This is a genomic window from Methanoregula sp., assembly GCA_026625165.1.
Classification (GTDB): Archaea; Halobacteriota; Methanomicrobia; order Methanomicrobiales; family Methanospirillaceae; genus MVRE01.
In genome coordinates this window covers 418,299-434,091 of record CP112999.1, presented here as the reverse complement: position 1 = coordinate 434,091, position 15,793 = coordinate 418,299, and the positions used below count along the sequence as shown (strand labels likewise).

Here is a 15,793-nt window from a genome sequence, read left to right as displayed (position 1 = left end):
TTGTATCGGAGATGAACGCAGGAAGATTTCATGGTTCGATAGGAAGTTTGAAGGTTATTTGACCGATCGTATAAAATTAATTTTTCTCATGTTCCGGGCTGCAGTAATCCTTTTAATACCTTTTGACTCCGGCCTGATCGAAACATTAAATCCCGATGTCAAATCCTATAAGATATTGAACTAATACCAACCAATAATTTAACACGAAATTCGGGTAAATTTACCAGTACCATAAGCGGCGTCTGATATGCGGATCCTGGCGATTGGCCTTGGCGGGGCAGGGGGGAGAATTGTGGATGTGCTCTACCGCACAGACCGTCGGAGCAGCAAGGTGGTGTGCGTTCAGGCGCTTGCTGTCGACGTCGATTCCGACAGCCTCTCACAACTCACCGGGCTTCCAGAATCGTCCAAGATTTATTTCCCTCCCATCGACATCACCAGTCCGCAGGACTCTCCGGATACCGGGACATCAGCAACCATTGACATTGCAGAGGTGACTGCACGCGTCCAGACAATGGCAACGGGTGAAACCGATGCAATATTTATCTGTGCCGGGCTGGGGGGCGCGATTGTTGACTCTGCATCCCATATTATTGCAGCGCTTCGTTCTTCGATGGTGGAGCCGATCTTCGGGCTTGTCACGCTGCCATGCCTTTCTGAGGGGGAGCAATGCTCAGCAAAAGCTGCAGACGATATTGAAATGCTGTCTCCCATGCTTGACGGGATAATCCTCTTTGATAACGAGACATGGTACAAAAAGATCAAATCCAAGCAGAAAACCCTTGCGCATGAGGATGAGGAGTTTGCAGCACGATTGGGGTTCAAAAAAAAGCCGGACCGGGTACTATCCCCGGTTCAGAAGATGTACTCCCTGCTCAATGATGCCATTGTCAGGAGGATCAGCCTCATACTCCGGGCAGGGGAATTTAAAGCGGACGGGGGGATTGAACTGGCAGAAGTGGTCCTTGATTCCGGTGAAGTCCTGAATACGATGAAGGGTATGGGTTTTATCACCATTGGATATGCCGTTGAACAAATCCCCCAAAACCCCCTGGATTTTCTTTCGAAATTGCGTCCGACCGGTTTTTTTGCCGATGAGCACCAGAAGAGAGCCTCGAGGATCGTGGAACTGGCTAAGCAGGCAATCTACCATGAGATCTCCACGCCCTGTGATCTGACCAGCGCACATAAAGCCCTCGTGCTGATCGCGGGACCCTCCCATGAGCTTTCCCTCAAAGGATATATGACCGTGCGTAAATGGATCGACCGCAGCATTGCCGGACTTGAGACGAGATCCGGCGACTATCCGGTGACCAGCACCAGATTTGTTGCGATCATCATTATGCTGACCGGGCTTGAAAATATTCCACGTATCTCGGAGATCAAAGAGATCCGCACCCAGTATAATCAACACCTTGAAGCGGAACAGTCACCCGGTGAAATTGCGGTCAGCAGTGAGAATTCCGGCAAAGGGCCTGTTGCAGCTTCATCCGGTACGGCTCACCGGTCGTCAGTTCTCAGGGACGAGATGATCTCCGTTCCTAAAAACAAAATACCGGATAAATCTGAGGAAGTTTCCCCCCCATCACTGCATTCAAGGGATTCCGTGGAGGGATCTCGTCCAGAACCAATAAAAACCAAGCCGGTAACCGTCCAGCGCCAGCGCCGTTTAATCATTAATAAACCATATGAGATGACTCCGGTTAAAGGCACCATTCCGGCATCTGATAAAGGAGCGCCAATACCTGTAAAAAAGATACTTGCTTCCCAGCAATCACCCCATTTGCCGGATAAAATTCCGGTGTCTCTGGATGACCGTGCCAGACTCAAAGAGCAGGAGCGAAAAAAGATTGAGAAGGAACTGCAGAAGCAGCGGTTGATGGCAATAACAGGACGGGACACAAAACTGGATCGGCATCTCCGGAAAATACCGGAAACAGGTGCGGCCTCAAATCAGCCCATGACAAGTGATGCTGATAAGGCGGCTCCAAAAAAAACTGATCCGGTCCCGGGTTCACGTCATGTGATCCATAAAAAGCAGGACTCAAAAAAAATCGTGCTTCAAAAAAAGGGTGATGAGGCATCCCACGACAATAAGGTTCCTGAGAATAAGACCTCTCAAAAAGACCGCGAGTCCGGTGCAGAAACCCCGCAAAACGATCAGACCGTTAGTATCGATGACTGGATCCGGCAGGCTCCCACCCGAAAAAAAGATGGGATCTTTGAGCAGGAGATATTCAAGTTAAAAGATATTCCGCAGGTTGTCAGGGATGATGCACTCCTGCATACAAACCTTCATCGCGAACGGGAGTCCAGAGAAAAAGATGACATTGTTTCGGACATCAAACTTGCCGGACGGCCAAAGGAAAACGAGCTATCATCAAAAAAACAGGGAAAAAAAGGGTCTGGTGACGATGATGCCAGCTGGGTAAGATGATCAGTTCGTCTCCATCACTCTGGCAAACGGGATATTCCCGGCACCAATCTCGGTTTTGATTTCGAACCCCTGCTCCACTACGTTGCCGATGAAGTTAAGACCACTGAACGCAACAATCGAGAGCCGGTATGGGTTGTGCGGAAGGTTGAATACCGGGTTTCCCATCTTCACAGGAAAAATAAAACCCGACTTGTTCATCTGCCCGATGATCTCCTGTACCTGGTTCTGCGAAGATGCAGGAACTTCGCGCACGTTGGCGAGCGCAATACCCGTCCCTGTTCTGCAGTAGCTGTTGACCGATGTGAGTCCTGAAGATATGAACAGTTCGAGCGGATCAATGGTTGTCCCCCGATAACCGATCAGGTCAACAAACCGTCTTGGTGTCCCGTGGATAATCTCAAGCCTTCCCCCGTACGCCATCTTTACCGGGACTCCGTTCCGTTGAAAGACGCCATCCATCGAGATGCTGCAGATTGTGATAAGCCCCACAAAGCCATCAGGAATCCGCGGGTCACGGTCGATAATTCGATATGAGGAAAAGAAACCGCATCCAGTTTTTATAACCTCGTCAAAAGCTGCACGGATGCGGTCCAGCGATCCTTCAGGAACAACCGAAAGGTTGTACGCTACATCTCCGGTCCCGGTTACAGGATCAAATGTGCTTCGGTATGCCAGACGCTCGAGCTTTGAGATTATAAAACCAATGCGGTCATCGACAAGTGCATTATCGGTCTCCTGGAATCCTGCCGGAGTCAGTACCCTGCCCTGGTTGCCGATCTTTTCCGTAAAACCCATCGTATCGAGATAACTGAGATAATACTGAACCGCACGGTCGCTCAGGATGAACCCGCGTTCCGCCATCAGTTCCGAGAGCCGCTTTGCCCCGACAGGATCCCGGTGCTCCTTTAAAATTCTCAGAATCTCGATATATTTCCGCTCGGTACGAATCATGATTGGTGCGCCCCCACAACTCCTTTGCTGTCCTGATAACGACCATTGTAGAGCCGGGTCCCCCCCCTTACTTCGTGAAGGACCATCTGTACTATACGTTCATTCCGGTGAATCTCCAGATCTGCAGTTCCTAAATTTGTCAGGCACAACGTCAGCTGCCCCCGAAAGCCGGGGTCTACGAAACCAGCACCGAGCAGTATGCCCTTCCGTCCCAGTGATGACCGGCAACGGAGCGTTCCGGCCAGATCTCCTGATAATTCCACCCATTCCAGACTGGAAACGAGTGTACAGGCGCCCTTATGAAGGATGACATTGTCACTCGCACGGAGATCATATGAAGCGGGTTGCTGGCAATCGTCACTGTAGGGTCGTATCACCAGATTCCCCTGCAGACAGTTGTCCCCAAGGCGGTTGCGCATTTCAGTACCGGAGAGGATCATTCAATAGAATATGGGAGAAAACGCTTAATAACTTTTGATGAGAAACGATGCAGAAGGATCCATGGGGTAGAGGATATCCTCTTGGGCTTCGGACCCAAGGACGCGGGTTCGATTCCCGCTGGGTCCGCTCGTTTTTATAAAAATTATTCGAGTTTGATATAGGAACGCCCGGCAGTTCCAACTGTAACCGGGGCAATAAGGGTCTCCCGGTCATTGGGTGCATCTGGGGCGCTTGCATCCACCCGGATCCAGTATTCACCGGGAGGCAGCAGACGGACGTCCAGGCTGGAGTAATCAGTAAAGGTACCTTTGGTGATGTAGTTTGTATCGAAAAGCACCCATGTAAGTCCGCCATTATTTGAATATGAGATCCGTTCGGTCACCGTCTCGTTGCCATCATAATTGATCTCCCACTGGAGCGGGATGAAATCCTTGATGACTCCGGGAGCTGTGGATTGGAGATTGGACACGTCAAGAGTGGTGGAATTGATCCCTATGTTTGTGAGGTTTGGGATGATGGTCACCCATGTCAGGGGCATTTTCAGGGTCGCTTCATTGTTATTGAAGCTGATGATGGAGTTGTCACCAAAGATATTGACATTGCCCCCTTGGGCATAAATCGCCCTGAGCCTGAATGTTCCCCTCCAATATTCCTCCAGGTGCACAGTGCCGATATCAAAGTAGAGGTTTTGGTCGTCCATCCAGTCAGCAGTCTGATCGATGGTCCCGTCATATGAATTATTGGTGATATGGGTGGATATTCCAGGAACATAGGTATAGTTGAATGCATTGCCTCCGGGAACAGAAACGTTATTAATGGACACATTGTCAAATTTCAATTCCATTGTGGTGTTCACGCCTGCAGACGTTTTCAGCTCCCCGGCGATCAGGGTATACATATCCAGCAGGTCAGCACCGGTTGCTGCATGGAAATGTTTCGCCCCGGTTGCATTAGAGAGGACCTCTAAAGTGTTCCACGTAACCGAACCCGGTGTGATTCCGCTCCCAAACGAGATCGAATAAACCCTGATGTTATTATCTCGTGCATAGATTGACATATTCTGCTGAGTGAACAGATTCGGGTTCCCTGTACCTCCGGTTGTTCCACCCAATCCGTTGATCCAAGTGTGCCTGTTGGTATACGTGCTTGTCCAAGCATATGTTGGTGTGTACCCTATTCCCCGTGCAAGCGGGCATCCATAATAGTTATACTCACCATCTGTCATAAGAATTACAGCCTGTACAGATTCGGGATCCGGGTTGCGGTTGGCAATGACATTATCGATCGACTCCTTGAGTGCTCTCCTGGTTCCCGTATAACCACTTGCGGTCAATGCATCAATATTAGTTTTTACAGAGGCAAACGCACTTGTGAGTGAATTTCTCAAGAGAAATGTATCACTATATGCATAGAGCCCAACTTTATCACGGGTTGCATTCATCTGGTCAATAAAGGATTTCGAGGCAGTCTTGGCATCGGTGAGCTTTGTCCCTGCCATGCTCCCGGACCTGTCAAAGGTGAGCATCACATCAATCGGGTGTTGCACCATTTTATAGCCGTCGCCATAGAGCTCGATGGTGACATCAAACGTTTCGTTGAGCGCCACACTCTGGGGAACGACATATGTCTTTACACTGAGATACGGGTAGTTCTTCCAGTAAACCGTCACCGTTTGGGTTTGGGTTGTACTGTTGGGGGGAGTCCACGTAGCTGTAATTACTACACTGCCTGTCGCAGTTTCGCTATAGTGGAGGGCACTCGGGTCTGTTGAAAATGACCCTGGTACGAACTGTACCGTCCCGTATCCATCGGCATCAGTTAAGGCACTTGCTGACAGCAGGGATGGCAATCCGGTAATATTGTAGGTTCCATCATAGGCTGGTGCACCCATTATAAATGTCACAGTTTGTCCGGCGACTGGATTTCCGCTGATATCCATCACCTTCGCTTTGATATCTGCTACCATGTCACTCTTTACATCGAGACTCGGCATTGTCTCAGGATTTGCCGATACAAGCATCATTATCGGTTCAGTGCTCCTGAACTCAACGGTTTTAAAACAGCTGACTGATGTGTTGGCAAGCGCAATTGCAGTAATGTTTGCGTTAACACTTGTGCTTCTCGGCCCGTACGTTACCCATATTTCTCCAACCGAATTGGTCGTGATGTTGCCAAGGTTCTCCCCTAGTGATGTGTAGATATATACGGATTGATTTCCCGCCGGGTTGCCGAACTGGTCATGAAGGGTATATTTTATGGTAAATTTTTTATCGTTATCTGCCGGGACAAAGGGATTGGGGACTGCCGTGGGATCAAATACCTGATCGATGGAGAATGGAACACTCTCAGCAATCCCGACAATGAAAGGATACTGGTCAGGTACGCTTTCAATACGTTCCATCCAGATATTATTCTCGCCGGCAACCGTGTCAACTTTCGCTGTTAATGAAATATTACCGGTTATATCAGTTATATCAGAAATTTCCGGAAGATATCCTGTTGTTGCATTTTTCAGCCCGCCGTTGCCAAGTCCCCCGGGGGGTGGATAAATGTGAAATCTGGCAGTGTGGATTTTATTGGGGTTCTTATTATCAACTGGGTTTCCCCACCGGTCTCTCAATGTGACAATAAAAGGCGTTGTCTGATCGATGATCACCTCGTCCTCATAACTGAAATATACGTAATATGCCTGATCATGATCGATTTTTATCAATTTTATTGCCCATATCTGACCATCCGCATTGAATGCCGTAACATTTAGTTCAAGGGCATCTGTGGAAGTCTTGTTTGTCGTGAATATTGTTGTTGCTTCCCCTAAGGGATTTGTCACCAGGTTTGTATCAGTCAGGGATCCAAAGAGTGGATCAACAGATACAATCACGTTTGCGAGGCTGACCGGTTCCAGCACAGGGGGAGGACTGAGGGAATTGTTCTCGACCTTAATGGTAATTGTTGTCTGGTCGGCCCCGTTGGCAACGAGCCACCCATTATGACTATCCGAATCAGCACTGCTGGTTATGGTGATTTTGGTTGGTATCACTGCTGATGCAGTGCCAATGAGCAGAATGAATCCAATAATCAATAATTGTATCTTCCATCCGGACATACCCATCACTCAGAGTGAGTAATTTACTTCACCACTATATATAATTTTCTTTTAAAAAAAAAGCAAAATTTGAGACTTAAATTGAATAATAACAAAAATTAATGGATAAAATTGAAAATCGGTTAAATTTCATTCCTTCTTATTATGTGATGGCGTTTCTTTGAACGCCCGATCCTGATTATTCCGAAGATCAACAGCACACCCAATGCACCGGCAACCACAAGCCCGATGAAACCCCAGTCAAGGTTCTTTTCCAAAGTGAGTGTCAGTGTTGGCGTTTCATTGCTTTGTTTGATCTCTTTTTGAACGGATTGTGACTGGTATCCCTCCTTGACTGCAGAAACATTATATACAGAATTCAGTTTCACTTTTGTGATAATCTGTCCGTGATCATCGGTGACTCCCCGTTTATCATTATTGACGAGAATTGCTGCGTCAGGGACCACCTTTTGATCTTTATCCTGAACAAAGACCTTCAGGTCAACCGTTTCAAAGGGCAGTTCAAGAGTAAATTCATCACCCTGTTTGGTAACGTTAATCTGTTTCTGGGTTGTCACAAGACCGTTCTTTCTTACTTCAACGGTAAAACTGCCTACTACAACATTGGAGAGCATGTACCGCCCGTACTGGTTCGTTGACCCGGCCCGTTCGCCATTAAGGTACACATCCGCATCATTTACCGGGGATTTTGATTCATCCACGACATAAATGAACGCCCCGACTGGTGCCTTTGACATCGCCACAGTGAGCAATTCATCTGTATCTGAAATCGACCGTGTGATGACATATGGCTGGTACCCGTCTTTTTTAACTTCAATGGTATAGGTTTTCCCCCGCCCCACCTTCGTTGTCAGGATTCCACGGGGATCTGTTTTTCCTGCAAGGACATTATCAATCCTGACCTCAGCATTCTCGATTGGGAAATCATCCTGATCCTTTACGACAAACGAGAAACGGTTTCCCGACATGAGGGCATATTGAACTGAAACATCTGAAGAACTGATCTCGACGGTCCCGGTACGGGTCTGATAATTCGTGGACCTGATTTCGATGGCATAGAGGGTTGCACCCATTACATTGAACATTGCTGTTCCACTTGCATCCGTTTTATGGGCTGATGTGGTATTCTCTGCAGTGATGATTATCTCTGCATCTGGGATCGGCGAGAGCGTATCGCTGTCATGCACATTGACATTGAGCTTTAAGCTCTTCCGGATGAGGTTGACTGTAAGGGACGTAACATTACTCTTCACGACGCTCGACCAGTCATCGAACCCTGACATCGAAACACGGAGCATGATGTCGTTGGTCTCCGAACGCGTGATATAATACTGGCCAATGTTGTTGGTCCTTCCAACGTTTGAGCCATCAACAAAGACCGTAGCATGGGAGACCGAGGTGTTATCCACATTGTCGAGCACGGTGAGCTCGAGAATCGTTGCCTGTACCGCTCCGCAAAGAAGGAATGCGAACAGCAGAGCAAAAAGGAAACGAAACAGATGCTTATTCATAGGTAAATATCCACCCCTGCTCATATTTGAGCGCATCGGTTCAAAATGACCGGCCTGACGGGACACGGTCAAGGAGCATCCCTTCCACAAGCACCGGCATCAGCCTTCGCCCTTCTTCAATGGCTTTCTGCAGGCGCCAGCTCCGGTCGGCATAGATGGTGAACAATGGTTCTCCTGTCTTGATCATCTTGCCTTTCTTGGCATGGAGGAGTATCCCGGCTCCGCGATCATGGGGAGCTCCTGCTATCCGGGCGAGGGTGATTAAGGACTTGTTGTTCATCTCAATTACGTAACCTGAAGTTGGGGCGTGAATGACAAACTGGTGTTCACCGGGCGTGATGTCACCGGATTTTATGGATGGATCGCCCCCCTGGATCTCGATGATCTTCTTGAACTTTTCCAGCGCCTTTCCTCTGGTGAGGAGCTCCTGTGCCATTGATGCCCCGGTTCCCTGTGCGGCTTTTCCTGACATTTCTAATGCTATTCCGGCAAGCGAGACGCTTTTCTGGATAAATGAATTTGGTTCCGTGGCGCCTTCGAGGACACGCAGGGCTTCTATTACCTCCAGTTTCGGGCCGATGCTGTAACCTACAGGGATATCCCCGTACGTGAGAGCGCATTCCACGCGCATATTGAGCCGTTCGCCCAGTTCGATAAACTCCCGGGCAAGTTTCCGGCCATCCTGCATGGAAGGTACCTTCGTGTGCTGGCCAACGGGAATATCGATTATTACCAGATTTGCTCCGACGGCATACTTCTTTGCCATGACGCTGGCAAGCATCTGCCCCCGTGCATCAATCCTGAATGGATATTCCTGGATGATGATGCGATCATCTGCAGGTGCGATATTTGTCGCACCACCCCAGACAATCACGGCTCCTACCTTCTCTGTCATCTGCTGGACTTCGCTTGCAGTGAATTCTACAAACGCAAGGACTTCCATGAGATCGGCAGTGCCACCTGCACCGGTGATTGCACGGGAACTGGTTTTTGGTATCTTAAGCCCGCTTGCTGCAATGATTGGGACGACTAAAAGTGAGATCTTATTCCCTGGTACTCCACCTATTGAGTGCTTATCCACTATCGGTTTGGACGCAAATTTGATCTGCTCGCCAGTATCCACCATGGCTCTCGTGAGATGTTCAACTTCGTCCATGTCGAGCGGGTTGATATAAGACGCGGTGATGAACGCGGTGAGCTCAGCAGAAGAGATGTCATCGTTTACCACATCTTTTATAATGACATTCATCTCTTCTTTTGTCAGCCTGCTGCCATCCATCTTCTTTTTTATATACTCAAGGGATGCAGGTCTGCCTGCTTCCCGTATTTCGATGCCGCCGTCACCATCTTTTAAGCCAAGCTTGTCGTTGGTAATTCGATAAATACCCACGGTACCCTGCTCTGCGATAGTGATTGTTGTATCAACAAAGGCTGTAACTGATACACCATTTGCCAGGTTGATTACCTGGACGCGGTCACCATCGAGAACACCAATGTTGCGGGCATCGAGCCGGTTGAGCAATACACCACGTTTTGCAATATCAAGGACTTTTGCACTGAACTTTACCACAGATCCTACCTCCCTGTCCCGGGAAATAAACACTATCTTTTACGGGAGATTTTGAGGTCTTGCCTTAAATGCTCTTGCCTGAACTAAAAGCAGGAGGGAACAGAGGATACAAGATACAAAAAAAGGCGCAATAAGCCTTCGGTTTAAAGGGATCCAAAAAAAAGAGATGTTTGGTTTTTTAGTTCAGTGCCTGCGGACGACAAAGAACGCAACGGCGCCGAGACCAATCAGGGCTACAAGTGCACCAAACCCGGGCTGTGTCGGGGTCTTGGTTGGTGCAGCTGTCGGCACTTCGGTCGGGGCTGCGGTTGTGACCTGAGTCGGGGCTGCAGTTGTGCTAACGGCTGTCGGGACTGCGGTTGGGGCAGCGCCCTCAAGGACGTTGAACAGTGCAGTTGCGGTTGCGGGCGGCTGGAGGACACGGTTGGCTGTAACAATGTACTCATCCGGTTTGAATGTGGATGCGTCCACATCGAATGAGATCTTGTTCAGACCGGTGTCACCCTTGGTGACTTTGACCGTACCTGATGCGCCACTGAACTCTCCGCTCTGGCTCTTCTGGGTTGGCTTGAATGATGATGAAACGACGGTCATCTGGACTTCGTCGTCGACTGCAAGGTTCGTGGTTGCGGTGATGGTGAACTTGTCGCCAACATGCCTGTCGCCGATCGGGTCAATCCGGATGTTCGGGACCTCTACCAGGAACACGAGTTTCGTGTAGGTATCATCGACGTTCGCGGTGTTGATTCCCTGGACGAGTGCCTCAGCTGCATCGGTGCCCTGCAGGCTTCCTGCTCCGAGAAGCTGGAAGATCTGTTGACCAGTAGTTGTAGTAGCCTGCTGTAAGTTACAGACCTGTGTAGATCTTACTGCCGGGGCAACGACTGGACACATGTCGATATCGAACTGCTGGTTCTGCATCGGGTGCTGGACGACAACGAAGTACTGGCCGGCATCCATGAGCGTGGTTGTTGCGGTGGTGACCTCGTATGAGAACGAAGCATCAGAGTTCACTGATTCAGTGACACGTAGTGCATAGTTCTTTCCGAGGATCCAGATTGCAATGCCCTGCTGCGGCTTGCCCTCAGCCGTACCGGTGATGAATAACTTGTCACCCTGTGCGACTGTCGACTGGGACGCGGTTGCCGAGACGAACGGTTTCTTGATGATGATCGAGACCGTGCCATAGGCAACATTTGCAAGGTTGTTTGCATTGTGCGGTCCGCTCACTGCATAGACCGTGTAGGTTCCTGCATCGAGTGCCCAGTTGGCGGTTCCCCACTTCCAGTCCCAGGTGTTGTCGGCGTTGACGGGTCTCTGCATATAGTCGCCTGCAACCTGATCTCTGGCGTCAGTTGCGACTCCGTCAATACGTGTCCTGCGAATGTCCTGGTCTCCGGTGCGTGTGAAACTTGAACCCTGAGTGTTCAGGTTCGGACCGGTGATGAAGAGGAATGTCGTCTGGGATTCGGTGTTGGTACCGGAGAACTTGATCTCTTCTCCGAGGTAGTAGCTCTGGTCACCGGCTGCAGTGATGGTAACTGCACCCTTCTCGACCTTTACATCAACCTCATCTGACCTGTAGATGCGCTGGGCTGCAACCGGGTTGACCAACGGATTGGTTCCCTGGTTTCCTACAGAGGTGTCGCGCTCTACACGGATCGTGTACGTCTGTGCCTTGGTCCAGTTTGTGGTTTCGAACTGAACGGTTCGTGTACCTGACGAAGACGTGTTGATCAGGACGTAGTAGCGTGTGCGGTTGTAGATCGTTGGATCGGCTGCAACATCACTGCCTGGCTGGTTAGCCGGTGCACACAGGACACGGTTGACGAAGTTCTCGCCCACGTATTGACCGAGCGGATAGTTGTTCTGCCCGTTGGGCGTGTCGTTGTAGACCGCGGTCTGGAACAGGCCTGACATCGGCGGCTGGTTGTCGAATGCGCCGGACATACTGGATGTGCCCTTCACCCATACCCAGTAGGTTGTGAGGGGTCTGCCGGTGATGGTAACCGAGAATGGCTTGCTGCGGACGACCGATTCCTTGTTCGCTTCGATCTTTACCGTATCGGAGACAAGTGTGACGGTACCGGACGCGGAAATGGTCTTTCCTGTGTAGTCAGCGCCGCCGAGCTTGTAGTTGTCCTTCATACGGCTGAGCGTGGACTCGGTCCAGAGCGTGTAGGTTCCTGCCGGATAGTATGCCATGCCGGTTCCCAGATCGAGAGCACCGGTGTTCCATCCGATTGCAACAAGTCCGTTGTTGCCGGTAAAGGTTCCAAGGTACCATGGCTGGGTGTTGACCCACCGGTTGATGATCGTGATATCAGTCTGGGGTACTGCGTTGGTAAATACCCGTGACTGTACCTGTCCGGATTCGTCCTTCAGCTTGATCGTGATGAAACCATCAGTGGCTGCTGCCGGTATGGTTTGTACGATATTGGCTGGGATAGTAACCGCGGGGGGAGTCACAGCGAATGGACAAACTCCTGGCGCACTGGTAATGTTTTGACTGCAATATGCATCGGATGTTGCTGAGCTGGCTGATGTCGAGCCTATTGCGGGGTCAGTGTTATTGAAGTACCAGGTCTGTATCGGTGCCGAGTAGTTACCAAAGGTCGTCCTTATGGTTGTCCCATTCGAAACCTGCCAGATCGAGGCTGCTGTTCCAATGGTATCATATGCCGTTGGCGGACCTCTGATGGCTCCTCCATTTTGTGACCAGCATAAGGCCGTAAATGGAGCTTCGAACTGTATAGGTGTTAAGACCCCGGTAAAGTTTCTCCAGTAGGTCATACCGCTGCTTACGTTCATAGCGGTAATGTTGTTGCCGCGTGTGTTGGCTGTGGTGAATGATGCAAGGTTTGTGTCAACCTTCACCGTAAGGACAGTTCCACGGACAACTGACTTGCCGGTCATGTCCTGTCCCTGGCCATTGTTCGCCGCAACGTCGATTGCTGCGATTGTCTGAGAGGGATCGGCAACAACGAATGCCGGACCATCCGCAATATTGGCTGGAGTCAGACAGTACCAGGTTCCAAGATAGGGGCCGAAATCGGTGGGGCTCACGTAGAAGTTCGCGTACCGTGGTCCCATATCGATGACCGCTGACGGGTTGTTCGGGTAGCTGAAAGTACCTGGTGCCCACCAGCCGATCTTCATGTTCTTGACAGTTGAAATCTGATAGTCACCTGTTCCTGGTGAGTTCAAATACCCGAAGATTGGGGTTGCATTCAACTGGTCTTCTCCAATAAACACGGTTGCGACAGCGGGTGTTAGGTTCATAGGATAGGGCCGTAAAACGGAACCGTTGTACAGTCCTGTTGCCGGGTTCGCAGCAATTGCCGATGCCGGCATAACTGCGAGCAGCACGAACAACACGAGCGCAACCAGTGTAATGGTTAATCGCTTAGTCATTTGTTTTTTCCTCCAATTCGTTACATCATACATTCCAAGCCGCGAACATGGGATTCGACAGATGCCGAATAACCGTTCTACGAGCCCGATACTCCGTTTCACACGGAATATGACTGAATATTTGTAAAAGAGCTGATATATCCTTTGTGGTCGTTTTTTCGGGGGAATTCAACGATAAAATGAGCCCTTTTTCCTGATCGGGGCGATTAAAATTGTTTTCAGGCAGGTGAAATTGAAGCCGTCCGGTTTGGTCGGCCTGTAGTACATAATACAATATGATGGTATGTTACGCGCATATTATAATTTATTTAATGTATCTTTGTGTTCATCCGGTTTTTTTGGATCATGACTGCCAGATCCATTGGTTTATGATTTATTGATCTTGATTTTTCAGGTTCTGTTGCATCCCTGCCAGTTACCGGAACAGAGGAGGTCTTCATCATTTTTTAAGATAATACAGGTTATTCTCGTGGTTTTTATCTCGCTGCCAAAGAGCCGGCATTTACAAAAAAAGCATCGGGAGGTTCCCCATGATACGGGGGGAACACGAAGAATTCTGATGGTTTCAAACAGTTGACTGTGAAAAATTCAGTACCTCATTCTCTGAACGTCCGTCGATAAACCCCTCCCCCCCGTGCGCCCTGACGAAGCGGCGCACATGAAGGGGGTGCTCGCATTCTCACAGGGGACGGGGTCGGGGGTCGTCGGTCAGTCAGTTTTCAACCGTCCTCGGCTCATATAGACTAAATGACACTCCGACGTTGCCGATAAAGGAAAAAAGAAAAACCCATAGTTGACTGTGTGCATTCCGGTGAATTCTTCTCAGGACTGCCCCCGTTGAGATTGGCATGTACCCACATGACCCCCCCCGGTTGTCAGGTTGAGTACGCACCCACTTTCCCTGTCGTAAAACCATAAAAAAAACAGGGCCAAAAAACATGGGGGGTAAAGGGGGGTCGCACCACTTTTTTTGGTGGGGGAGGGGGGCCTGCCTCCCGCTGCAAACACCCCCTGTTCAGCAATATTCAACCGCATTTTATCACCGGTGCTTCCTGAAAAATCGGGTGGTTGAGTCTTCCGGAAGAACTGGTGGAGCGGTCTGCGATTGTACCTGCGTGACCCCCTCCGACCCCCCTGCCCGACAATAAAGCAGGTGACACCGGATAATGGATCACCCAAAGACAGTTGCTGGAAAATCCCCAGTTTCACCTGCCGCGGTACGGGATTTTGGGAAAAGAAGAAACCATCGGAATTTTTCGGGATGTCAGCCAGAGCCAAAAAGGCGTTACGAATGGAATGCCTGACCATTTCTTCAGGGCGTGCCATGCCGCAAAGCAGCATGGAAGGCTTAATGAAAAAGGCAAAAGGACTAATTTCATACCGCCTTTTTCTATTTGTTTGATTTCAACACGTTTACATGCAACCACCTTCCCATGATTATGCATGAGACTGATCCGGGCACCCTCGATCGGCAAAGCGCACGAACAGGTAGTCAAAATGATCCTCGAGAAGGGGTGGGTGCTCCGGACAGAGGATGACGAGGCAACCATCGAGTTCGAAGAAGTAGCAATGCAGGTGGACACCCCGCTTGCAGAGCCGGTGGTGAGCCCGCACTCCCGGTTCCAGCAGAGGTTCGTGGAACAGTATGCCCGTGACCTGCTGCAGGGTTCAAAAGCATCGTTTGAATATGATTATCACGGCCGTCTCTTTGACTGGGGGGAAAGGCTCACAAGCCAGGGAAAAGACGTCCATGTTGACCAGATCGCCTATATTATCGAAAAACTCAAAACATCCAAAAATAGCCGGCGGGCAATTGCATTAACATGGAACCCGGTGATCGATGAGCAGCTCGATGACTGCCCGTGCCTCCAGCTCGTCCAGTGCGTGCTGCGTGACGGGGCGCCCATGAAACTCCATGACGATAATGTATTATCGTCATGTAAACTACACATGCGGGTGGTGTTCCGGAGCAACGACATGCTCACCGCCGCGGGCGCCAACATGTACGCACTTGTCCAGCTCCAGAAATTCATCTCCGGCCATCTCGGGGTGCCGTGCGGGACTTACACCCATATCTCCCTTGTCCCGCATATTTACTACCTCAGGGATGTAAACGACATCGAACCGTTCTGCGGCAAAGGGGCGCTCATCCAGCCGGTTGCAGAGGTATGCCGTGCCTGCAACGGGTGCAAGAGGGCAACAGCGGTATGATGGCGCGAAATGTCCGTCAGGTTAATTAATCAACAGCACGAAAATTGAGGGGCACAAAGCCCGGTAGTGTAGCGGTCAATCATGCGAGACTCTGGATCTCGCGACAGCAGTTCGAATCTGCTCCGGGCTATCCCTTTTTATAATCCCACAAA

The 15,793-nt window shown here is 50.0% G+C and carries 9 protein-coding genes and 2 tRNA genes; 5 read left to right on the top strand and 6 right to left on the bottom strand.

Annotated elements, in window-relative coordinates:
• Positions 1 to 247: 247 nt before the first annotated feature.
• The gene (locus tag OS112_02315; GenBank protein WAC05479.1) at positions 248 to 2,437 is read left to right on the top strand and encodes a tubulin/FtsZ family protein; all 2,190 of its coding nucleotides are present in this window, start codon (positions 248 to 250) and stop codon (positions 2,435 to 2,437) included.
• On the opposite strand, the gene OS112_02310 is transcribed toward OS112_02315, so the two are convergent.
• Together OS112_02310 and OS112_02305 are read right to left on the bottom strand one after the other, a co-directional pair.
• Complete coding sequence (locus tag OS112_02310) at positions 2,438 to 3,388, bottom strand: NrpR regulatory domain-containing protein (GenBank protein WAC05478.1); 951 nt, start codon at positions 3,386 to 3,388, stop codon at positions 2,438 to 2,440.
• A complete protein-coding gene (locus OS112_02305) occupies positions 3,385 to 3,828 on the bottom strand; it encodes a dCTP deaminase (GenBank protein ID WAC05477.1) in 444 nt (147 codons plus the stop codon). The genes OS112_02310 and OS112_02305 overlap by 4 nt, the downstream gene beginning before the upstream one ends.
• Before the next feature lie 55 nt (positions 3,829 to 3,883).
• Here OS112_02305 and OS112_02300 point away from each other — a divergent pair.
• A tRNA-Arg gene (locus tag OS112_02300) sits at positions 3,884 to 3,955 on the top strand.
• A gap of 16 nt (positions 3,956 to 3,971) precedes the next feature.
• Here OS112_02300 and OS112_02295 read toward each other — a convergent pair.
• From OS112_02295 to OS112_02280, 4 genes are all read right to left on the bottom strand, one after another.
• Positions 3,972 to 6,869: a VWA domain-containing protein gene (locus OS112_02295; GenBank protein WAC05476.1), complete on the bottom strand. Its 2,898-nt coding sequence runs from the start codon at positions 6,867 to 6,869 to the stop codon at positions 3,972 to 3,974.
• A 188-nt stretch (positions 6,870 to 7,057) separates the two neighbouring features.
• Positions 7,058 to 8,446 carry a PEGA domain-containing protein gene (locus OS112_02290; GenBank protein ID WAC05475.1) on the bottom strand — a complete coding sequence of 463 codons (1,389 nt, stop codon included), beginning with the start codon at positions 8,444 to 8,446 and terminating at the stop codon, positions 7,058 to 7,060.
• Between the two features lie 40 nt (positions 8,447 to 8,486).
• A complete protein-coding gene (locus OS112_02285; protein ID WAC05474.1) occupies positions 8,487 to 10,016 on the bottom strand; it encodes an AMP phosphorylase in 1,530 nt (509 codons plus the stop codon).
• Positions 10,017 to 10,199: 183 nt separating this feature from the next.
• Positions 10,200 to 13,430 (bottom strand): DUF3821 domain-containing protein, encoded by a 3,231-nt coding sequence (locus tag OS112_02280; GenBank protein ID WAC05473.1) that lies wholly within the window; start codon positions 13,428 to 13,430, stop codon positions 10,200 to 10,202.
• Positions 13,431 to 14,657: 1,227 nt separating this feature from the next.
• Here OS112_02280 and OS112_02275 point away from each other — a divergent pair.
• The 3 genes from OS112_02275 (at position 14,658) to OS112_02265 (ending at position 15,771) form a co-directional block, all read left to right on the top strand.
• A complete protein-coding gene (locus OS112_02275; protein WAC05472.1) occupies positions 14,658 to 14,867 on the top strand; it encodes a hypothetical protein in 210 nt (69 codons plus the stop codon).
• A 6-nt stretch (positions 14,868 to 14,873) separates the two neighbouring features.
• Positions 14,874 to 15,641: a thymidylate synthase gene (locus tag OS112_02270; GenBank protein ID WAC05471.1), complete on the top strand. Its 768-nt coding sequence runs from the start codon at positions 14,874 to 14,876 to the stop codon at positions 15,639 to 15,641.
• Between the two features lie 57 nt (positions 15,642 to 15,698).
• Positions 15,699 to 15,771 (top strand) — tRNA-Gln (locus tag OS112_02265).
• Positions 15,772 to 15,793: the final 22 nt, after the last annotated feature.